This window comes from Acidimicrobiales bacterium (assembly GCA_016794585.1).
Taxonomy (GTDB): Bacteria; Actinomycetota; Acidimicrobiia; order Acidimicrobiales; family DATDAH01; genus JAEUJM01.
The window spans coordinates 114,239-134,835 of the sequence record JAEUJM010000032.1 but is presented as its reverse complement, the minus strand read 5'-3'; the positions used below and the strand labels follow the sequence as shown (position 1 = coordinate 134,835).

General features: G+C 73.2%; 24 protein-coding genes. 15 read left to right on the top strand and 9 right to left on the bottom strand.

Features of this window, described 5'->3' with window-relative positions; all coding sequences use genetic code 11:
• Positions 1 to 22: 22 nt before the first annotated feature.
• The 10 genes from JNK12_16810 to JNK12_16765 all read left to right on the top strand — a co-directional run bounded on the left by JNK12_16810 (position 23) and on the right by JNK12_16765 (position 8,854).
• A complete protein-coding gene (locus tag JNK12_16810; GenBank protein ID MBL8777605.1) occupies positions 23 to 391 on the top strand; it encodes a PaaI family thioesterase in 369 nt (122 codons plus the stop codon).
• Positions 392 to 437: 46 nt separating this feature from the next.
• The gene (locus tag JNK12_16805) at positions 438 to 1,118 is read left to right on the top strand and encodes a maleylpyruvate isomerase family mycothiol-dependent enzyme (GenBank protein MBL8777604.1); all 681 of its coding nucleotides are present in this window, start codon (positions 438 to 440) and stop codon (positions 1,116 to 1,118) included.
• 41 nt (positions 1,119 to 1,159) lie between these two features.
• The gene (locus JNK12_16800; protein MBL8777603.1) at positions 1,160 to 1,708 is read left to right on the top strand and encodes a DUF1697 domain-containing protein; all 549 of its coding nucleotides are present in this window, start codon (positions 1,160 to 1,162) and stop codon (positions 1,706 to 1,708) included.
• 164 nt (positions 1,709 to 1,872) lie between these two features.
• Positions 1,873 to 2,241 (top strand): hypothetical protein, encoded by a 369-nt coding sequence (locus JNK12_16795; GenBank protein ID MBL8777602.1) that lies wholly within the window; start codon positions 1,873 to 1,875, stop codon positions 2,239 to 2,241.
• Positions 2,242 to 2,249: 8 nt separating this feature from the next.
• Positions 2,250 to 3,563 carry an RNA polymerase subunit sigma-24 gene (locus JNK12_16790; protein ID MBL8777601.1) on the top strand — a complete coding sequence of 438 codons (1,314 nt, stop codon included), beginning with the start codon at positions 2,250 to 2,252 and terminating at the stop codon, positions 3,561 to 3,563.
• Between the two features lie 362 nt (positions 3,564 to 3,925).
• Positions 3,926 to 4,234, top strand: coding sequence for a ferritin (locus tag JNK12_16785; protein ID MBL8777600.1), 309 nt, complete (start codon positions 3,926 to 3,928; stop codon positions 4,232 to 4,234).
• A gap of 133 nt (positions 4,235 to 4,367) precedes the next feature.
• Positions 4,368 to 7,079, top strand: a complete 2,712-nt coding sequence (locus tag JNK12_16780; protein MBL8777599.1) for a hypothetical protein — start codon at positions 4,368 to 4,370, stop codon at positions 7,077 to 7,079.
• Between the two features lie 83 nt (positions 7,080 to 7,162).
• The gene (locus JNK12_16775) at positions 7,163 to 7,444 is read left to right on the top strand and encodes a hypothetical protein (protein ID MBL8777598.1); all 282 of its coding nucleotides are present in this window, start codon (positions 7,163 to 7,165) and stop codon (positions 7,442 to 7,444) included.
• A complete protein-coding gene (locus JNK12_16770) occupies positions 7,441 to 8,220 on the top strand; it encodes a DUF4386 domain-containing protein (protein MBL8777597.1) in 780 nt (259 codons plus the stop codon). Before JNK12_16775 ends, JNK12_16770 begins: the two co-directional genes overlap by 4 nt.
• A 175-nt stretch (positions 8,221 to 8,395) precedes the next feature.
• Positions 8,396 to 8,854 carry a nuclear transport factor 2 family protein gene (locus JNK12_16765; GenBank protein ID MBL8777596.1) on the top strand — a complete coding sequence of 153 codons (459 nt, stop codon included), beginning with the start codon at positions 8,396 to 8,398 and terminating at the stop codon, positions 8,852 to 8,854.
• A gap of 42 nt (positions 8,855 to 8,896) precedes the next feature.
• Here the strand turns inward: JNK12_16765 and JNK12_16760 are convergent, their stop codons facing one another.
• A complete protein-coding gene (locus JNK12_16760; GenBank protein ID MBL8777595.1) occupies positions 8,897 to 9,298 on the bottom strand; it encodes a VOC family protein in 402 nt (133 codons plus the stop codon).
• A gap of 4 nt (positions 9,299 to 9,302) precedes the next feature.
• On the bottom strand, positions 9,303 to 10,124 hold the full coding sequence (locus JNK12_16755; protein MBL8777594.1) for a metalloregulator ArsR/SmtB family transcription factor: 822 nt from the start codon (positions 10,122 to 10,124) through the stop codon (positions 9,303 to 9,305).
• 64 nt (positions 10,125 to 10,188) lie between these two features.
• Here JNK12_16755 and JNK12_16750 point away from each other — a divergent pair, with 64 nt between their 5' ends.
• From JNK12_16750 to JNK12_16730, 5 genes are all read left to right on the top strand, one after another.
• A complete protein-coding gene (locus tag JNK12_16750; protein ID MBL8777593.1) occupies positions 10,189 to 10,899 on the top strand; it encodes a PIG-L family deacetylase in 711 nt (236 codons plus the stop codon).
• 97 nt (positions 10,900 to 10,996) lie between these two features.
• On the top strand, positions 10,997 to 11,686 hold the full coding sequence (locus JNK12_16745; GenBank protein ID MBL8777592.1) for a haloacid dehalogenase-like hydrolase: 690 nt from the start codon (positions 10,997 to 10,999) through the stop codon (positions 11,684 to 11,686).
• A gap of 68 nt (positions 11,687 to 11,754) precedes the next feature.
• Positions 11,755 to 12,522 (top strand): hypothetical protein, encoded by a 768-nt coding sequence (locus JNK12_16740; protein MBL8777591.1) that lies wholly within the window; start codon positions 11,755 to 11,757, stop codon positions 12,520 to 12,522.
• A 298-nt stretch (positions 12,523 to 12,820) separates the two neighbouring features.
• A complete protein-coding gene (locus JNK12_16735; GenBank protein MBL8777590.1) occupies positions 12,821 to 13,180 on the top strand; it encodes a helix-turn-helix transcriptional regulator in 360 nt (119 codons plus the stop codon).
• 2 nt (positions 13,181 to 13,182) lie between these two features.
• Positions 13,183 to 14,544: a hypothetical protein gene (locus tag JNK12_16730; GenBank protein MBL8777589.1), complete on the top strand. Its 1,362-nt coding sequence runs from the start codon at positions 13,183 to 13,185 to the stop codon at positions 14,542 to 14,544.
• Between the two features lie 25 nt (positions 14,545 to 14,569).
• Here JNK12_16730 and JNK12_16725 read toward each other — a convergent pair whose 3' ends face one another.
• Genes JNK12_16725 through JNK12_16695 form a run of 7 tightly spaced genes read right to left on the bottom strand, consistent with a single transcriptional unit; the run spans position 14,570 to position 20,433 of the window.
• The gene (locus tag JNK12_16725) at positions 14,570 to 14,989 is read right to left on the bottom strand and encodes a monovalent cation/H(+) antiporter subunit G (GenBank protein ID MBL8777588.1); all 420 of its coding nucleotides are present in this window, start codon (positions 14,987 to 14,989) and stop codon (positions 14,570 to 14,572) included.
• A gap of 1 nt (position 14,990) precedes the next feature.
• Positions 14,991 to 15,242: a hypothetical protein gene (locus JNK12_16720; protein ID MBL8777587.1), complete on the bottom strand. Its 252-nt coding sequence runs from the start codon at positions 15,240 to 15,242 to the stop codon at positions 14,991 to 14,993.
• Positions 15,239 to 15,760 carry a Na+/H+ antiporter subunit E gene (locus JNK12_16715; GenBank protein ID MBL8777586.1) on the bottom strand — a complete coding sequence of 174 codons (522 nt, stop codon included), beginning with the start codon at positions 15,758 to 15,760 and terminating at the stop codon, positions 15,239 to 15,241. Before JNK12_16715 ends, JNK12_16720 begins: the two co-directional genes overlap by 4 nt.
• Positions 15,757 to 17,241, bottom strand: coding sequence for a Na+/H+ antiporter subunit D (locus JNK12_16710; protein ID MBL8777585.1), 1,485 nt, complete (start codon positions 17,239 to 17,241; stop codon positions 15,757 to 15,759). The genes JNK12_16715 and JNK12_16710 overlap by 4 nt, the downstream gene beginning before the upstream one ends.
• Positions 17,238 to 17,615 (bottom strand): Na(+)/H(+) antiporter subunit C, encoded by a 378-nt coding sequence (locus JNK12_16705; GenBank protein MBL8777584.1) that lies wholly within the window; start codon positions 17,613 to 17,615, stop codon positions 17,238 to 17,240. Before JNK12_16705 ends, JNK12_16710 begins: the two co-directional genes overlap by 4 nt.
• Positions 17,612 to 18,097 carry a hypothetical protein gene (locus JNK12_16700; GenBank protein ID MBL8777583.1) on the bottom strand — a complete coding sequence of 162 codons (486 nt, stop codon included), beginning with the start codon at positions 18,095 to 18,097 and terminating at the stop codon, positions 17,612 to 17,614. Before JNK12_16700 ends, JNK12_16705 begins: the two co-directional genes overlap by 4 nt.
• The gene (locus JNK12_16695) at positions 18,094 to 20,433 is read right to left on the bottom strand and encodes a DUF4040 domain-containing protein (protein MBL8777582.1); all 2,340 of its coding nucleotides are present in this window, start codon (positions 20,431 to 20,433) and stop codon (positions 18,094 to 18,096) included. The genes JNK12_16700 and JNK12_16695 overlap by 4 nt, the downstream gene beginning before the upstream one ends.
• Between the last annotated feature and the right edge of the window lie 164 nt (positions 20,434 to 20,597).

The window sequence follows — 20,597 nt, the reverse complement described above, 5'->3', positions numbered from 1 at the left end:
CCCCGCCGCCCTCGTCGCCACCATGCCCTTCGCCGTCGCCAGCGGCGTGGAGATCGACCGGGCCAGCGCCGAGGAGGTCGTCGGCGGGATGGACTGGTCGCCCGAGCGCTGCACGATCGGCGGCCTCCTGCACGGCGGCGCGCTGATGGTGCTGGCGGACAGCCTGGGCGCGGTGTGCGCCTTCCTCAACCTGCCCGAGGGTGCGGTCACGTCCACGATCGAGTCGAAGACGAACTTCTTCCGGGGGCTGCGTGACGGCGGCCGGGCCCACGCCACCTCGACGCCGCTGCACGTCGGGCGCACGACGATCGTCGTGCAGACCGACATCCGCGACGACCGCGATCGCCGCCTCGCCCTCGTCACCCAGACCCAGGCCGTCATCCCGCTCTGACCCGCCCACCAGCTGACCCGCCCCACCGACCCGGAAGGACTCCGCCATGCCCATCGACAACGCCCTCCTGCCCGCCCGGCCCGACGTCATCGCCGGGATGCTCGACGAGTACGACCGCTTCGCCGCCCTGGTGGCGCCGCTGACCGAGGACGAGTGGCGGGCGCCGACCCGCTGCGACGCCCCGGTCCGTGACGTCGTCGGTCACGTCGTGGGCATCGTCGAGGACGTGGCCGGCGGCGCCCCCGGCAGCCGTACCTTCGAGGAGGAGGCGGCGGCGCTGGGCGACGACGGCCCCGCCGAGGCGGTCGCCCGCCTGAACGCCGCGCTGGAGGGCCTGCGCGCCCTCGCCGCCGCCCTCGACGACGACGTGTGGAACGGCCCGAGCGGCGCCCCGGACCTGTCGATGGGCGACGGTGTGCTGACCCTCTGGTACGACACCTACGTCCACGCCGACGACATCGGCGTGGCCCTCGGCCGCCCGACCGAGCCGGGGCAGGGCGAGCAGGCGGCGCTCGCCTACGTCATGGGCCAGCTCGAGGCCCAGGGCTTCGGCCCCGCCCGCATCGAGCTCACCCGCGGCGACCACCCGACCATCGAGCTCGGCGGCGCCGACGACACCACCCCGACCGTGGCCATCGACCCCCACGACTTCCTCCTGGCTGCCACCGGCCGCCTCGACGCCGCGACGCTCGGCCTCGACCCCGCGGTCAACCTCTACCGGGACTGACCCCAGGCGCCGCCGCCGACTCCCCGCCTAGGGTCGGCGCCATGGCCACCACCCGAGCCGTCGCCCTGCTGCGTGGCATCAACGTGGGCGGGAAGAACCCGGTCCCCATGGCCGACCTGCGGGCGGCTGTGGAGGCCGCCGGGTACGGCGACGTGCGGACCTACATCCAGTCCGGGAACGTGCTGTTCTCCACCGGCGAGCCGGTCGCCGGCCTCGAGGAACGGGTCGAGGCTGTGCTCGAGGCGGCCTTCGGGATCCCGATCCTCGTCGTGATCCGCACCGAGCGGCAGTTCCGGGCCGTCGTCGCCAAGGCCCCGCAGGGGTTCGGGCAGCAACCCGACACCTACCACTCCGACGCCGTCTTCCTGAAGGCGCCGCTCACCGCGGCGCAGGCCATGAAGGTCGTGCAGTGCCGCGACGGCGTCGACCGAGCCTGGCCCGGCAGTGGCGTCGTCTACTTCCAGCGCCTGTCGGCCCAGCGCACGAAGTCCAAGCTGAACAAGATCATGGTGACCCCCGAGTACAAGCGGATGACCATCCGCAGCTGGTCCACCACGACCAAGCTCGTCACCTTGCTCGACGAGGGATGAGGCGGCGCCGACCGGGCGACGCGGAGAATTCCCGAGATTTCCCGGTCGAGGGTGTCGATCCGGGCGATGTCGTTCGTGGACACGGTGAGCGGCGCCACCCGGCTCCGTCTCACCAGCAGCAACGAACCGATCCGCACCTCACCCAAACCAAGGAGACCCCTCCGATGCCCCAGTACCTGATCTCCGTCTGGCACGACGACGAGTACGGCGAGAACGACTTCAGCGATCCCGACATCGCCCGCCTCGGCCAGCAGGTCGGCGCCCTGAACGAGAAGATGGAGGCCACCGGCGCCTGGGTGTTCGGCGCCGGCCTCCAGCCCGCCTCGACCGCCACCGTGGTGCGCAGCGCGGCCGGCGACGTGTCGATGACCGACGGCCCCTACGCCGAGACCAAGGAGCAGATGGGCGGCTTCTGGGTCATCGAGGCCGCCGACCTCGACGCCGCCCTCGACTGGGCGGGCCAGTGCGCCGCCGCGTGCGAGGGCCCCGTCGAACTGCGGCCCATGCAGGTCGAGCCGGAGCCCGAGGGCTGAGGCCACCGTTGGGCGAGCCCCGCGGCCACGGCGCCGCTGACGACCTCGACGCCGTCTACCGGCGGGAGGTCGGGCGCTGCACCGCCACCCTCGTCCGCATCCTCGGCGACGTCGACCTCGCCGAGGATGCGGTCGCGGAGGCCTTCGCCATCGCCGCCGAGCAATGGCCGGTTCGGGGCTTCCCCCCGAACCCGGGCGGGTGGATCACCACCACCGCCCGCAACCGGGCCATCGACCGGCTGCGACGGGAGGCGTCGCGGGACGACCGCCACCGGGCCGCTCACCGACTCCACGCCCTCCCCAGCGACGCCGATCCCATGGACCCCCTCGGCGACCCCACCGCCGGCCACCCCGACCTGGACGACCTCGACGGCTTCGTCGACGTCGTCCCCGACGACCAGCTCCGCCTGATGTTCCTCTGCTGCCACCCCGCGATCGCTCCCGACGCCCAGGTGGCGCTCACCCTCCGGCTGCTCGGGGGGCTGGACACCCCCGAGATCGCCCGGGCCTTCCTGGTCCCCGAGGCCACCCTCGCCCAGCGCCTCGTGCGGGCCAAGCGCAAGCTCCGCGACAACCACGCCCCCTACCGCATCCCCCGGGCGGCCGAGCTGCCCGACCGCCTCCACGCGGTGCTCTCGGCCATCTACCTCATCTACACCGAGGGCCACACCGCCACCTCCGGTGACGAGCTCACGCGGGTGGACCTCAGCCGTGAGGCCATCCGCCTGGGGCGCGTCCTGACCGAGCTGATGCCCGACGAGCCCGAGGCCGTCGGCCTGCTCGCGCTGATGCTGCTCACCGATGCCCGTCGCCCCGCCCGCACGGACGCGGGCGGCGCCCTGGTCCGCCTGGCCGACCAGGACCGCTCCCTCTGGGACCGGGCACTCGTCGACGAGGGCCACGGCCTCGTGCGCGCCTGCCTGCGCCGGGACCAACCGGGCCCGTTCCAGGTCCAGGCCGCCATCGCCGCCGTGCACGCCGACGCCGCCCGCGCCGACGACACCGATTGGGACCAGATCGTCACGCTCTACGACCTGCTCCTCACGCTGCGCCCCAACCCCGTCGTCGCTCTCAACCGGGCCGTCGCCGTCGGCGAGCGCGACGGGCCGGAGGCCGGCCTGGCCGCTCTCACCGAGCTGGACGCCGCCCAGCTCGACGCCTACCAGCCCTACCACGCCGCCCGGGCCGACCTGCTGGCCCGCGCCGGCCACCTCGAAGCGGCGACCGACGCCTACGACCGGGCGCTCACCCTCACCACCAACCCCACGGAGCGCGCCTTCCTCTCCGCTCGCCGCGCCGCCCTGGCCCCGCCCGCGGGCTGACGTCACCACCGAGCGTGGCGCCGGCGCCGGTCGCACCGGCCTGCCGAGCCCCGTTGGAGGAAATAGCCCCCGTAGACGGGAGGTATTTCCTCCAACGACTGGCGCCGGGGGGAAACCCCGAGCAGATCCGGCCGCCGAGCGTGGCGAGGCCGGTCCGGGTGGCATCCGGCACGAGCGGGCGGCCCCTTCTTCTTCGCGGCCGTTCTGCCGAGGCGCGCCGACCTGGACCACGGCGGCGACCGTGCCGGGCCTCCGCCTCCCGGCGCAGAGCGAGGTGCTGGCGCCGCCGCCGGCGGGGTACGGAACGCCGACCGGCCGCGCCCGCGGACGGGCCTGCCGACGCACAGGACGAGGAGCACGCCATGGCAAGTGAAGGGTTCCACGAACCGATCGAGCGACTGCCCGAGGAGGTGCTGGACCGCCACCGGGCGATCGCCTCGATCATGGAGGAGCTGGAGGCGGTCGACTGGTACGACCAGCGGGTCGCCGCCACCCAGGACGAGGAGCTGGCGGCGATCCTCGCCCACAACCGCGATGAGGAGAAGGAGCACGCGGCGATGGTGCTCGAGTGGCTTCGACGCAACGACGCCGAGCTCGACCGCCACCTGCGGACCTACCTCTTCACCGAGGGGCCCATCACCGAGATCGAGGCCGACGCCGAGGGCGACTGACCCGGGCACGGGCCCCGGCACGGCTTTCCACCCCCAACCACCCCGACCCACCCCGCCCCGCTCCGGCACGTCGCACGCGCCGACGGGTGCGGCCGCGCCCTACCGTGGGGGCCGGCCGACAGGGGGGAGGGTGGTGCCGGGCCCGCTGCTCGAGACGAAGCTGCACGTGCCCCGCCGGCGGCGCAACCTCGTCGCGCGCGCCCGGCTCCGTGTCCCGCTCGACGCCGACGCGGCCGTCACCCTCGTGTCCGCCCCGGCGGGCTTCGGCAAGACGACCCTCGTGGCCGACTGGGTCGGCGGGCTCGACGCCCACGTGGCCTGGGTCTCACTCGACGAACGCGACGACGAGCCCACGCAGTTCTGGACCTACGTGACCACGGCCCTGGGCCCGACAGGCGAGGGTGCGCTGGCCGAGCTCAGCGCCGCCGCGGTCGACCTCGAGGCCGTCCTCGCCGTGCTGGTCAACGACCTCAGCCGCACCGACCACGACGTCGTTCTCGTCCTCGACGACCTCCATGCCGTCGGGCGGGCCGAGGTCCACGAGGGCCTCGCCTTCCTCGTCGACCACCTGCCGGAGCGGATCCACCTCGTCGTGACCACCCGCTCGGATCCACCGTTGCCCCTGGCCCGCCTCCGCGCCCGAGGCGAACTCGTCGAGGTGCGGGCCGCCGATCTCCGCTTCACCCCCGACGAGGCCGGCGCCTACCTCAACGGCCCGATGGGACTGGCCCTCGACCCGGACGACGTCGCCGCGCTCGAGGAGCGCACCGAGGGCTGGGCCGCCGCCCTCCAGCTGGCGGCGCTGTCGATGCAGGGGCGGGGCGACCCCCACGGGTTCATCGCCGACTTCGCGGGGGACGACCGCTACGTCGTCGACTACCTCGCCGGCGAGGTGCTGGAGCGTCAACCCGAGGACGTCCACACCTTCCTCCTCGAGACGTCGATCCTCACCCGCCTGACCGGTCCGTTGTGCGACGCCGTCACCGGCGGCGGATCGGGCGACCGCGACGGCGGCGCGACGCTCGACTCCCTCGAGCGGGCCAACCTCTTCCTGATCCCGCTGGACGACCGCCGGCGCTGGTACCGGTACCACCACCTCTTCGCCGACGTCCTCCGCGCCCGCCTGCTCGACGAGCATCCCGAGCGGGTCGACGAGCTCCACCGCCGGGCGGCGGCGTGGTGGGACGAGCAGGGCGACCCGGCGGAGGCCATCGCCCACGCGCTGGCCGGCCACGACCCCGAGCGCGCCGCCGATCTCGTCGAACGCGCGGCTCCCGGCCTCCACCAGACGCGGGGCGAGGCCACCATCGCCGCCTGGCTCGACGCGCTGCCCGACGAGGTGATCGCCGAACGGCCGGTGTTGACCGTCGACCTGGTGGGCGTGCGCATGGTCCACGGACAGACCGCCGGCGTGGCCGAGCTGCTCGACCGGGCCGAGGTCCTCCTGTCTTCCGACGCCCCCGAACCCGCCGCGACGCCAGCGGCCGGGGGGCCCGCCGGGGCGCGCCCGGAGGGGGACGCCGAGCGCCGGCGGCGCCTTCCGACCCAGATCGCCGTCTACCGGGCCGGGCTCGCGCACCTGGCCGGCGACCCCGCGGCCACCATCGCCCACGCCGAGCGCGCCCTCGCCCTGATGGACGACGACGAGCACCTCAGCCGGGGCAGTGCCTCTGCGCTCCTGGGGCTGGCGCTCTGGAGCATCGGCGATCTAAGCCAGGCCGCCGACCGGTACGGGGAGGCGCTGGACGCGCTGGAGGCAGCCGGGCACCTCGCGGACGCGGCGGGGTGCGCGATCGCACTGGCGGACATGCGCCTCACCCTGGGTCGCCGGCGCGACGCCGCCGCCACCTTCGAGCGGGCCCTGGCGCTGGTCGAGCCGCCCGGGGGCCCCGTCCTGCGCGGCGCGGCCGACATGCACGTGGGCCTGGCCGGCGTCGCCCTCGCCGGCGGCGACCTCGCCGGCACCCGGCGGCACCTGGACGCCAGCCACGCACTCGGCGACAACGGGGCCCTCCCGCAGAACCCCTACCGGTGGCGGGTCGTCCGGGCCCACCTGTGCCAGGTCGAGGGCGACCTCGACGCCGCCCTCGCCCTGCTCGACGAGGCCGCCGCCGTCTACTTCGGCGACTACTCGCCCGACGTCCGGCCCGTCCCCGCCGTCCGTGCCCGCCTCCGGATCCGGCGGGGCGAGCTCCACGAGGCCCGGCGCTGGGCCGACGAGCGGCAGCTCTCCCCCACCGACGAGCACGACTACCTCCACGAGTTCGAACACGTCACCCTCGCCCGCCTGCTCCTCGCCGAGGGGTCCGCCGACGCCGAGCCGCTCCTCGACCGCCTGCTCGTCGCCGCCGACGCCGGGGGCCGGACCGGCACCGTCGTCGAGGTGCTCGTCCTCCAGGCGCTCGCCCGGCAGGCCCGCGGCGACGTCCGCGCCGCGCTCGTCCCGCTCGACCGTGCCCTCGAGCTCACCGCGCCCGAAGGGGACGTCCGCGCCTTCCTCGACGAGGGGCCGCCGATGGTCGAGCTCCTCCAGTTGGCCGCGAAGCACGGCACCGCCGCCGGGGCCGCGGCGACCGTGCTGGCAGCCGCCGAGGGCGATACCGACGCCGGCGCCTCCGGGGCGCCCGACCGCCCGGCGAACCAGGCCGGCCTGGTCGAGCCCCTGAGCGAGCGCGAGCTCGACGTCTTGCGCCTCCTCCGGTCCGACCTGAGCGGCCCCGACATCGCCCGCGAGCTGATCGTGTCGCTCAACACCGTCCGCACCCACACCAAGCACATCTACGCCAAACTCGGCGTCACCAGCCGCCGGGCCGCAGTCCGGCGCGCCGACGAGCTCGGCCTGTAGCGACCACCCGGGGGCCCGGGTCACCACGAAGATCACCACACGTGGTGATCCGCGCTCACCACATCGGTTGAGACGGTGCCTGCGTGCCAGCAGACGAGAACGGACCCGCCGACTACGAGATCCACGTCGAGGGCCACCTCGACGCTCGCTGGGCGACGTGGTTCGACGGGTTGACCCTGCGGGTCGAGGCGGACGGCACCACCGTCCTCCACGGACCCGTGGTCGACCAGGCCGCCCTCCACGGCGTCCTCCAGCGGCTGCGCGACCTCGGCGTGCCGCTGCTCTCGGTCACCCGGGTCCGCCCCCGTCCGCCGGCACCTCCGACCACGAGCCCCGGCTCCGACCCCGAAGGGAACCACCCATGACCACCGACGTCCGCACCACCGAAGCGACCGCCCCGCAGCACCGCACCCGCCCGGCCACAGGCGGCCGCCGCACGCCGATGACCCGGTCCCGCAAGCTCGCCCTCGCGGCCGGTGTGGCCTACCTGCTCACCTTCGTCTTCTCCATCCCGACCCTGGCCATGAAGGCGCCGCTGGACGACGCCGACTTCATCCTCGGCGCCGGCAGCACCACGGGGGTGACCTGGGCGGCCTTGTTCGACTTCATCTGCGGCGTGGCCGGCATCGCCTCCGCCGTCGCCCTGTACCCGGTCGTCCGGCGCCAGAGCCGCTCCAGCTCCCTCGGCTTCGTCGTCAGCCGGACCCTGGAGGGGGCCATCCTCACCGTCGGCGCCATCGCCGTCATGGCCATGGTGACCCTTCGCGAAGACTTCGTCGGCACCGGCGCCGAGGCGGCCACGTCTCTGAACGTCACCGGGCAGGCCCTGCTGGCCCTGCACGACTGGAGCTTCCTGTTCGGTCCCGGGATGATGCCCGCCATCAACGCTCTGCTGCTCGGCTCGCTCCTGTACCGCTCCCGCCTGGTCCCCCGCTGGCTTCCGACCATGGGCCTCGTCGGCGCCCCCCTCCTGCTCACCGCCAGCCTCGGCACGCTCTTCGGGGCCTGGGACCAGGTGTCCAGCCCCTCGGTGCTGGTCGTGCCGCTGGCGCTCTGGGAGCTGTCGCTCGGCTTCCTCCTGACCTTCAAGGGCTTCCGGCCCTCCCCGCTTCTGGACGAGGACGCCATCGCTCCGGCCTGACCTCACCGAGCAACGCCGAACTCGACGCAATGGCGGTCGGAATCCGACGGTCATTGCGTCGAGTTCGCGTCCAGCACGGCGGGGTTGCGGTAGGAAGGGGCCGATGAGCGCCGACGACTAGGAACTGTGGGCGGAGATCCGGACGCTCCGGCGCCGCCTCGACGCCGCCGAGGCGGTGCTCGCCATCCACGAGCTGAAGGCCCGGTACGGCGACCTCGTCGACTCCCGCTTCGAGCGGGGGCGGTTGAAAGACGAGGACGACCTGGCCCGCATCGCGGATGCCATCGCCGCCACCTTCACCGAGGACGGGGTCTGGGACGGCGGGCCGGCGCTCGGGACGGCGACGGGCCGGGCGGAGATCGCCGCCCGCCTGGCCACCTCGCCGCTCACGTTCTCCCGCCACCTCTTCGTGAAGCCGCAGATCCAGGTGGACGACGAGGCCACCCGCGCCACCGGGCGGTGGGACATCCTCGCCCCCTGCACGTTCGCCGACGGGTCGACGAAGTGGATGAGCGGCGTCGAGGACGACGTCTACGCCCGCGGCACCGACGGCGTGTGGCGCCACGAGCGCATGACCCTCACCACCGTCTTCCTGGCACCGTCCTCCGAGGGCTGGGGTCGCATCTTCGCCTGAGCCCGGACGCGTCGTGCCCGTGACCCGACGCCCGCGAGACCCTCAGTGGAAGGCGGACTGGAAGAGCTCGACGAAGTTGCCCGAGGGGTCGACCACCAGGACCTGGGCGCCGCCGGGGCCACGGACGACCTCGTTGCGGAAGGTCACCCCCTCACCCTCGAGGCGGGCGATCTCGGCGTCGAGGTCGTCGACGATCAGGTGGATGCGGTTCCAACCGCCCGCGCGTGGCCGCTCGCCGTCGGCCATGGGCTGCCCCGCCGAGCTGAGCGGGCCGCTCAGCAGCAGGCGGAGGTTGCCCCGGAGGACGTCGGCGAAGGCGGGCGACGCGTCGACGTGGGGCGTGAAGCCGAAGTGCGTGGTGTAGAAGTCGACGGACGCGGCGACGTCGTCGACCAGGTAGCGCACGCTGACGGTGTTCTCGGTGACGCGGGGCTCATCGGGCACGGTCCTACCTCTTTCCTGGTTGGTCCCTCGGTGGGCGTCGGTGGGCGGGGTCGGGGGCGTCGGCGGCGGGAAGGCCGAGGGCTGCGAGCGCGGCGAGGAGATGGGGGATGCGCACCTCGAGCTCGGACACCGTGCGCTCGAAGGCCGCCAGGGTGGCCTCGTCGGTGTCCCCCTCGGCCGCCGGGTCGCCCATGCTCCAGTGCGCCGCCACGGGTGCGCCGGGCAGCTCGGGGCACACCTCTCGCACCTTGTCGCAGAGGGTGACGACGACATCGAAGCGCCGGTCCGCCACCTCGTCGACGGCCTTGGTGCGGTGGGTCGAGATGTCGATGCCGCGAGCCGCCATCACCCGAACTGCATTCAGGTGGAGCGGTTTGGGATGGCTGCCGGCGCTGCGGGCCTCGACCGTCCCGCCCGCGACGTGGGCCAGGAGCGCCTCGGCCATCTGAGACCGGGCGCTGTTTCCGGTGCAGAGGAAGAGGACCCGCCGCCGCGGGTCGGTGGTGGGCAGCCGGGGCGCGGCCGGGGTGAGGCGCACCCCCGGGTGCAGCGCCTCCCCGGCGACGCGGAGCAGGTCGGCGCAGCGGTCCAGGTCCACCCGGTAATAGGTGTCGCGGCCGTCGTAGGCGCTGCGCCGGGCGGTGACCAGGCCGGCGTCGCGCAGCGCCCGCAGGTGGTACGAGACCAGGTTCTGGGGGCGGTCGACCAGGCGGACCAACTCGCCCACCCGTCGGTCGCTGCGGCCCAGCTCACCCAGTAGCTGCCACCGGACCGGGTCGGCGAGCGCCTCGAGCGAGCCGGGCGGCGTGCTGACGGCGGTGGCCATGGCCGGACAATACATCAAACAAGATTGATGCACTAGCGGGACGGACGGCGCCTACGGTGAGCGCATGGCCGATTCGCTGCCACCGATGCCCGAGGACTGGGACCGCGCGCTCGCCGTCGTGGCCCACCCCGACGACATGGAGTACGGCGCCGCCGCCGCGGTCGCCCGGTGGACGGGGCAGGGCAAGTGGGTCGGCTACGTCCTGGTGTCCGACGGCGAGGCCGGGATCCAGGCCATGGCCCCCGCCGAGGCCGGGCCGTTGCGCCGCCACGAGCAGGTGGCCAGCTGTGGCGTCGTGGGCGTCGAGGACGTCGAGTTCCTCGGCCACCCCGACGGCGCCATCGTCGAAGGCCTCGAGCTGCGGGCCGACCTCGCCGCCGCCATCCGCCGCCACCGCCCCGACGTGGTGCTGTCCATCAACTTCCGTGACTCGTGGGGCGGGCCGTCCTGGAACCACGCCGACCACCGCGCCGTCGGCCGGGCCCTGCTCGACGCGGTCCGCGATGCCGCCAACCCCTGGTGCTTCCCCGACCGCGGCGACGCGTGGGGCGGCGTCCGGTTCACGGCCTTCAACGCCAGCCCCGAGCCCACGCACGCGGTCGACGTCACCGCCACCTTCGACGCCGGCGTGCGCTCGCTCGAGTGCCACCGCACGTATCTCGACAACCTGGGTGGTGACATGGCCTCGCCCGCCGCGTTCCTCCGGGACAACGCCGCCGGCGCCGGCGAGCGCCTCGGCGTCGACCTCGCCGCCACCTTCGAGGTGATCGGCTGATGCCCGGCGCCGCTTCCGGGTACTCCGGCGGTACCGCTCAGCACACAGGGGAGTACCCGGAACGAAGCGTGTGGGTGGAGCAGGGAGGGTCGGGCCCGTGCGGCGGCTGATCCTCTGGGACATCGACGGGACCATCATCACCAGCCGGGGCGTCGGCCGGCGGGTGATGGAGGAGGCTGCCGCCGCCGTGGCGGGCCTGGCCGAGGTGCCGCAGATCGTGATGAGCGGCAAGACCGACCCCCAGATCCTGCGCGAGATCTTCACCGCCGCCGAGCTCGCCGCCGATCACATCGACGCGCTCCTCCCCGAGGCCATGGTCGCCGCCGAAGCGGCACTCGCCGCCGCCGAGGAGGAGCTCCGGGCCAACGGCAGCGTGCTGCCCGGCGTCGAGGAGCTGCTCGAGCGCCTCGACGCCACCGACGGCGTGCGCCAGACCCTGCTGACGGGCAACCTCACCGCCAACGCCGCGGTGAAGGTCGGCGCCTTCGGGCTGACCCACCTCTTCGACACCGAGATCGGGGCGTACGGCACCGATCACGCCGACCGGCTCGAGCTGGTGCCCATCGCCCTCGAGCGGGCGCAGCGCTTCCGGGGCGAGGCGTACGCGCCCGACGAGGTGTGGGTCATCGGCGACACCCCCAACGACCTCGCCTGCGCACGGGCCGGCGGGGTGCACTGCCTGCTGGTGGGCACCGGCGGCCAGGAGGGCCTCGAGGCCCTGGGCGCCGACGCGGTGCTGGCCGATCTGAGCGATGTCGATCGCGCGCTCGCCGTGCTGACCGGGTGACCAGCTGACCTGGCGCCCCGCGCCGGCCTTCGGCGACGACTCGGTTCCGCCGCAGTAGCGTCGCGGCCATGACCGCTCCTGGTTACGCACCGATGCCGGGGGCCGCCGCCCCGGCCAAGCTGCCCAAGGCCGGCTTCTTCTGGGCGCTCGGCATCTTCCTCGTCACCGCCGTCATCGGCGGCGTGCTCTTCGTGCTGGGCATCCGCCAGCTGGTGGAGGACATCGACGACAGCCAGCGCATCTCCGCGCCCGGCCAGGACGAGGTGCAGCTGGACACGGGGGACGCCTGGGTGTTCGCCTCCGTGCCCTTCGGGTCGGCCGAGGAGCTGGTGGACGTCCGCATCACCGACCCCGACGGCACCACCAGGACCCTCAGCCAGGAGACCATCCCCACCAGCTCGGCCGAGACCGACGGCGAGCAGTTCGTCCCGCTCGGCTTCTTCGACGTCGACACCCCGGGCACCTACGTCTTCGACATCGACGCGCCCGAGGGCACGGACGTGCGCGTGGGCACCCTGAACCTCGGCAAGATGCTCGGCTTCCTCTTCGGCGGCATGGCCGTCGGCTTCGTCGGCTTCGTGATCGCCCTGATCCTGCTGATCGTCACCCTCGTCCGCCGCGGCAACCGCAAGAAGCAGCAGCGCGCCGCGGCCTACGGGGGCGGCGGGTACCCCCCGGCCGGCGGCGCGTACGCCCCGAGCCCGGGCTACGCCCCGCAGCCCGCGCCGCAGCCCGCGGCGTGGCCGCCGCAGGAGCCGGCGCCCACCTGGCCGCCGCAGGACCCGGGCCCGCCGGCCTCGCCGCCCCCGCCCCCGCCGGCGCCCCCCACCGCCTGACCGATCCGTCCCGGGCGGTCAGTCGCAGCAGGAGCCGCGCCAGCCGCAGCCCGCACACCGGTAGTGCGCGTGCTCGGGACGCATCGATCCCCCGCACTGGGGGCACTCGCTGAAGATGGCGTGACGCGGCGTCTCGCAGACGACGGAGCCGGGCGCGACGGCTGGTGCGGGCGGGTGATCCGGCATGACAGGCGACGGTACCGCCGGCACACGAGCCGGTGGCGCACCCCTTGCCACGGCCACGACTGCGCTATACCTTGTAGTTCTATGCATTGTGCCGACAGGTAAAGGAGCGCCCGTGCAGATCGACAAGGACCTCGTCGCCGCGTCGGCGACTCCCCTGGTACTGGCCATCCTCGACGAGGGCGAGAACTACGGGTACGCCATCCTCAAGCGGGTCCGCGAGCTCTCGGGCGGAGAGCTCGAGTGGACCGACGGGATGCTGTACCCCCTGCTCCACCGCCTCGAGCGGCTGGGCCTGGTGACCACCGAGTGGCAGGTGCCCCCGGAGGGCCGGCGGCGGAAGTACTACGCCTTGACCAGCGAGGGCCGGACGGCCCTCGTCGAGCACAAGCGGCAGTGGGCGACGGTCACGCAGGCGCTGCGTGACGTCTTCGGGGGCGGGGACCTGGGGGCCCTGGCCCTCGGAGGAGCGTGACCATGGAGTCCCTCGAGCTGGAGATCGAGCAGTGGCGTTCGTACGTGGGCCGCCGGCCGGGCGTCGACGTCCACGACGTCGAGGAGCTGGAGAGCCACCTGCGGGACCAGATCGCCGACCTGCACGACGTCGGCCTCGCCGACGACGAAGCCTTCCTCGTGGCGGTCAAGCGCCTCGGCTCGGTGGACGACCTCTCCCACGAGTACGCCCGCGAGCACAGCGGGCGGCTGTGGAAGCAGCTCGTCCTCGCCGGCGGAGCGACCGGGGGCGGGTCCGACGCCCGGCTGGACGCGGTCGCCCGGGCCTGGCCCGAAGCCCTCGGGTTCGCAGTCGCCGCCGCCGTCGCCCTCCAGATCGCCCGCCTCCTGGCCGGGTTCCCCGACGACGAGCCCGACTGGCTGTTCCGCAACGCCAGTCTGTTCGTGCTCCCCTTCCTCGCCGCCTGGTTCGCCCGCCGGCGGCGGCTCTCGTCGACCGCGTGGCTGGCCACCGCGGGCGTCTTCGCCGGCCTCGCCGTTGCCGTCAACGTGTTCCCCTACGACGAGGACGCCGCCACCGAGGTCCTCGTGGCCACCCACCTGCCCGTGCTGTCGTGGTGCGTGGTCGCGTTCCCCTTCATGGGGGCCACCCTGCGCTCGCACGAACGGCGCATGGACATGGTGCGCTTCACCGGGGAGTGGTGCATCTACTACGCACTGATCGCCTTCGGTGGCGGCGTCCTCCTGGCCCTGACCCTGGCGGTGCTCGAGCCGACCGGCATCGACCCCGACACGGTCGCCACCTGGCTGCTCCTGTCGGGCGCCGCCGGCGCGGTGATCGTCGCCGCGTGGCTGGTCGAGGCCAAACAGCAGGTCGTCGAGAACATGGCCCCGGTCCTCACGATGCTCTTCACGCCACTGTTCGCGGCGATGCTCGTCGCCGCCGCGGTCGCCTACGCCGTCGACGGTCTGGGCGAGGCCTTCGACCGCGAGCTCGTCGGCGTCTTCGACGCGCTGATGGTCGCGGTGCTCGGCCTCGTGCTCTACGGACTCTCGGCCCGCGAGCCGTCGGATCGCCCCGGATGGATGGACCGCATCCAGCTCGTAGCGGTGGTCAGCGCGCTCGCGCTCGACGTGCTCGTGCTGGGCTCGATGGTCGCCCGCATCGGCGACCTCGGGCTGACCCCCAACCGCGTGGCCGCGCTCGGCCTGAACCTGCTGCTCCTGGTGAACCTGGCCGGCGCCGCCTGGCTCTCGGCACGGTTCCTCGCCGGACGGACCACCATCCACCGCCTCGAGCGCTGGCAGACGTCCTACCTGCCGGTGTTCGCCGCCTGGGTGGCGGTGGTCGTGCTCGTGCTCCCACCCGCCTTCGCGTTCTCCTGATCCCGCGCCCCACGGCCCGACGCGGTCAGGCGCCCCCGGCGTCGGCGGCTCGGGCCGTGTCCTCGGCCTCGACGACCACCTCCGCGAGGTCGGCGCCCGCTTCGACGTCGAGGTCGTTGGCCTCGGCCAGCCGCTCGGCGAGGTCGTCGCGGGCCTCGACGTCGAAGTCGATGCCCTCGGCCCGGTACGCGGCCCGGCCCACCAGGTGGGCGACGCTCGGCGAGGTGAAGATGAACGCGACGATGAGGACGACCTTCACGCCCGCACCGACCCCTTCGAGGGCGAGGGCCGCCGCGAGGCCGACGAAGGTGATGCCCAGGGTCGTGGCCTTCGTGGCCGCGTGCATGCGGGCGTAGACGTCCGGGAACCGCACCACCCCCACCCCGGCGAGGAGCACGAGCAGCGCGCCCGTGAGGGCGATCACGCCGATGACGGTGTCGGCCACGTCAGCCGCCCCGCCGCTCGATGAAGCGGGCGCCGGCCGCGGTGCCGACGAAGCCCGTGAAGGCGGCCACGATCCCCACGTCGAGGAACCAGGCGGCGTCGATGCGGATGGAGTGCAGCAGCACGCCGGCGACGATGGTGACGATGAGACCGTCGACCGCAACGACCCGGTCCGCGAGCGACGGCCCGACCACGGCCCGGACGAGGAAGCACAGGCCGGCGCAGACGGTGAGCACGAGCGCGACGGTGATCATCGACCTCTCCAGGACACGCTGTCGTCGAAGGTGAGGCCCTCGATGGCCTCGGCAGTCCCGAAGGCGCGGATGGCGAGCACCTCCAGGGTGCGGATGTCGGCCTGCACGCGAGAGACGTCCCGCACGTCGAGCGCGTGCACGAAGAGGGTGGGCGGGTCCTGGTGCACCTCGATGGTCAAGGTGCCCGGGGTGAGGCTGATGGCGTCGGCGATGAGGGTGACGACCGCGTCGGAACAGCCCTCGAGGGGAACGGCGACCACGCCGGTGTGCACCGCCGACCCCGGGGAGATCACCGCTCGGGCCACGACGACGGTGGACTCGACCAGCTTCCGCATGAAGTACAGGGAGAAGCGCAGCAGGGCGATGGGTCGCACGATGAGGCGGCCGGGTCGCTGACCGAACACGGCCACGATGGCGACGGCCACGACCACCCCGCTCACGACGTTGGCCACCGAGAGGTCCGACCACAGGCAGAGCCAGATGCCCACGAGGAACAGGACCCGAGCGACCCGCATCATCGGCCCAGCACCGCCTCGACGTACGCGGTCGGATCGATGAGATCGGCCGCGGCCCGCTCGGAGAGGTCGTAGAGGGGGCCGCTCGCCACGGCGATGCCCAGGCTGAGCACGACGAGCCCGCCCGTCGACCAGACCATGAGCGCCCGCCGGGGAGTGCTCAGCGCGGGGACCGCCGGTCCCGGCTCGTGCGCGCCCCAGAAGGCGTTGGCCCAGATCTTGCTCATGGAATAGAGCGTGAGGAGGCTGACCACGAGGCTCACCGCGACCACGGCGTACGCCTCGGCCCCGATGCCGGCGTCGACGAGGGCCAGCTTGGCCACGAACCCCGAGAACGGGGGGATGCCGGCGAGGCTGAGCGCGGGGAGCAGGAAGAGGATGGCGAGGAGCGGCTCGAGGCGGGCCACCCCCGACAGCTTGGCGAGGTTGGACGTCCCCGCCCGCAGTTCGATGAGCCCGGCGACGAGGAAGAGGGTGGTCTTCACCACGATGTGGTGGATGACGTAGAGCACCGCGCCCGCCAGGCCGACGAGCGTGAACAGCCCGAGGCCCATCACCATGTAGCCGATCTGGCTGACGATGTGGAACGACAGGATCCGCTTCACGTCGTTCTGGGTGATCGCCCCCAGCACCCCCACGAGCATCGTCAACCCCGCCACCACCAGCAGCAGGTCGCCGGGCTGGGTGTCCGGGGGGAACAGCAGCGTCTGGCTCCGGATGAGGGCGTAGACCCCGACCTTCGTGAGCAGCCCGGCGAAGACCGCGGTGACGGGCGACGGGGCCGTCGGGTACGAGTCGGGCAGCCAGAAGAACAACGGGAAGATGGCCGACTTGATGCCGAACACCACGATGAGCAGGACGGCGAGCCCGCTGCGCACCCCTGCGGGCAGCGCGGCGATCTTGTCGTTGAGGTCGGCCAGGTTGAGGGTGCCGGTGGCCGTGTAGACGAACGCCAGCGCGAGCAGGAAGAGGAGCGACGCGATCAGGCTGATCACGACGTAGGTCATGCCGCTGCGCACCTGCGCGGGCCGGCCCCCGAGGGTGATGAGGACGTAGCTCGCCATCAGGGTCACCTCGAAGGCGACGAACAGGTTGAACAGGTCACCCGTGAGGAAGGCCGCCGCGACCCCGGACGCGAGGATCAGGTACACGGGGTGGAACCCCACGTGCTCGTCCTCGGCCCCGGGCTGGCCGATGGCGTAGACCAGCACCGCCAGCAGCATGAGCACGGCGACCACGAGCATGATCGCGGCCAGCCCGTCGGCCACCAGGGTGATGCCGACCGGAGCGGCCCAACCGCCGACCTGGACGGATTGGATGCCCTCGGTGTCGACCCGCACGAGAAGTGCGACGCTCGTCACGGTGACGACCGCGAGGGTGGCCACCCCGATGACGCGCTGCGCCTGCCGGGACCGGCCGAGGCCGACCGAGAGTGCGGCGCCGAGCAGCGGGAGCAGGATGGGCACGGCGAGGAGGAGGCTCACGAGGGATGCTCCTCGCCGGCGTGCTCGTGGGACGCACGGGCGATGCGGCGGTCCTCGACGTCGTCCTCGACCTCGTCGTCCTCGGTGAACTGCCAGCTCCGGTAGGCGAGGGCCAGGAGGAAGGCGATGACGCCGAACGTGATCACGATGGCGGTCAGCACGAGGGCCTGGGGCAGAGGGTCGGCGAAGCGGTCGATGTCGCCGCCGACGAAGGCCGGCGCGCCCCCGTCGCCGCCCGAGAGCACGAGCAGGACGTTGATGCCGTGGCCGAGCAGGCCGATCCCGATGATGATGCGGCTGAGCTGGCGGCCCAGCAACAGGTAGGTCCCGCAGGCGCACAGGAAGCCGGCGGTGATGACGAGGAGGACGTTCACCGCGCGCCCTCCCCGTCCGAGGCGGGATCATCGGCCTCGGCGAGATCCGCGGGCTCGGTGCGCTCGTCACCGAGGCCCTCGAAGATCATGAGGACGAGGCCGATCACGATCAGGTACACCCCCGTGTCGAACACGGTGGCGGTCGTGGCCTTGACCTTGCCGAGCAGCTGGAGCTGGACCTCGTAGGCGTCCTGGTTCAAGGGGCCGTCACCGAGGGCGAGGGGGACGAGGGCGGTGACGACGGCGAGCGCCAGGCCTGCAGCCAGGAAGGTCCACGGCTGGACGTTCACCAACGAGCGCACCTCGTCGATGCCACCGGCGATGTAACGGAGCGCCACCGCGGCGGACGCCACCAGCCCTCCCACGAAGCCACCGCCCGGTTGGTTGTGCCCGGCGAAGAGCAGGTAGGCGGAGAGCACGAGGGTGGCGTCGAAGAGCAGGCGCGTGGTCGTGTCGAAGATCAGCGATCGGCGCGGCGTCACGGTTCGACCTCCTGCGGTGCCGGGTCGGCGCGTCCCGGCGATCGTGAACCAGGGGCTCGACCCGCCCGGGCCAGCGCGGTGATGCCGATGGCCGCAGCGACGAGCACGGTGATCTCGCCGAGGGTGTCGAGGCCGCGGATGTCGACGAGGATGACGTTGACGACGTTCTTGCCGTCGCCGTCGGGCAGGGCCCGCTCGGACATCTCGCGCGAGACCGGCGCCTCCGTCCGTGCGCCCGCCGTGGCGAAGGCCGCTGCGGCGATGACGACCCCGACCGCGGCCGACACGGCCACCCTGGCGACCCCCTCGAGCACCGGTGGCCGCCGTCGCTCGAAGCGATCGGGCAGTCGACGCAGGACCAGGAGGAACACCACGACCGAGAGCGTCTCGACCGCGAACTGGGTGAGGGCGAGGTCGGGGTCGCCCTGCACCACGAACAGCGCGGCCATCCCGTAGCCCACGACCCCCAGCAACAGCACCGCGGCGAAGCGGCGGGTGGCCAACGTGGCGGCGAGCGCCCCGGTCACGAGGAGCACGGCCACGGGCACGTGTGCGGGCCGGGCGATGGTCTCGGGCAGGCCCGACCACCACGGGCCCGTCACCATGGCGAGCCCCGGAGCCAGAGCGGCGGTGGCCATGATGATCGTGGCGTAGACCGGCAGCGATCCCGACTGCACGATGCTGGTGGTGCGGGCCGCGAACCGCAGGACGCCACGGACGACGCCCTCGTACACCTCGAGCCCGGTGATGGTCGGCGCCAGGCGGGCCTGGGCGCGTCCGACCGGGCGCCGTGCCGCGAAGATCGCCACGCCGGCGGCGAGGGTGGCCATCGACAGCAACAGCGGCGCGTTCACGCCGTGCCAGAGCTTCAGGTGCGCGCTCGCCTCGGGATCCAGCGCGCCGGCGGCGGCGTCGACGAGCCCGGACCACAGCGCCGGGGCGATCCCGAGCACCATCGTGGCGGTCGCGACGATGATCCCGGGAAGCACGAACCAGGTGGTCGGGGCGTGGTCGGCCACCCTCCGCTCGGTCTCGCCGGCCACCGCACCCGGCCGGAGGAGGGCCGCGACGAAGAGCAGGCTGTACGCGACGGTGAGCATCGAACCGGCCACGATGCCCACGAGCACCAACCGGTCGCCGGCGCCACCTTCGACGAAGGCGGTGTAGGCCTTCTCCTTGGCGATGAACCCGGCGGTGAGCGGGACGGCGGCCATGGACGCGGCGCTGATCACCGCGACGGCACGGGTCGGGCCCCACCCCTGGCCGAGGGCCGGCAGCTCACGGATGTCGCGGGTGCCGGTCTCGTGGTCGACGATGCCCACGACCATGAAGAGACCGACCTTGAACAGCCCGTGGGCGAGGAGCAGCGCGCACCCCGCGGCGGTCGCCTCCGGCTGCCCGATGCCCAGCAGGACCATGAGGAAGCCCAGCTGGCTGATGGTCCCGAAGGCCAGCAGCTGCTTGAGGTCGAAGGGTCGCAACGCCCGCAGACCACCGGCGACCATGGTGAGGAGGCCGACGCCCACCACCAGCGGCCGCCACACGCCCACCAGTGCGAACGCCGGCGCGAACCGGGCGACGAGGTAGACCCCGGCCTTCACCATCGCCGCCGAGTGCAGGTAGGCGCTGATCGGGGTGGGCGCCACCATCGCGCCCGGCAGCCAGCTGTGGAACGGGTACTGCGCCGACTTCGTGAACGCTCCCAGCAGCACGAGCACCAGGGCGATCGCCGCCGCCGTCCCCGTGGGTGGGTCGGCCAACAGCTCGCTGATCTGGTACGTGCCGGCGTCCTGGCCCAGCACGACGAACCCTCCGAGCATGGCCAGGCCGCCCATCCCCGTGACCAGGAGGGCGTGCAGCGCCGCCGCCCGGGCATCGGGGTCGGCGTCGTCGATGCCGATCAACAGATACGAGGTGACCGAGGTGAGCTCCCAGAACACGTAGAGCAGCAGCAGGTTGTCGGCCAGGACGACCCCCAGCATCGAGCCGGCGAACAGGGTCAGCAGTCCCGCGGCCCGCCCCGCCTTCGGTGCGTGGGCGAAGTAGTGCCAGGCGTAGACGAACACCAGCGTGCCGATGCCCGACACGAGGACGATCATCAGGAGCGAGAACGCGTCGAGACGCAGATCGAGGTCGAGCCCGAGTTGCGGCACCCAGGACACCGAGGACGTCACCGGGTCGCCGTCGAGGACCGGTCCGGCAAGCGCGAGGGCGGCGACCACGGTCACCGCCGGTGCGAGGCCGCCGATCAGGAGGCCCCAGCGGCCGAGACGACGGCCGGCGGTCAGGACCACCGAGCCGAGCACGGCGTGGAGCCCGATGAGTGCGAGCAACACGGCTACCCGGGCCCCCGAAGCGCCTCGATGGCGCGGCCGTCATCGCAGGCGACGAGGAGCAGCCACGTGTCGGTGCGGGACGCGCTCGCGTGCGGGTCGTTGTGGGGGTGCATGAGGGCCCGTTCCAGGGGTCGGCAAGATCACGCCGACCAGGCTTCCCGGCA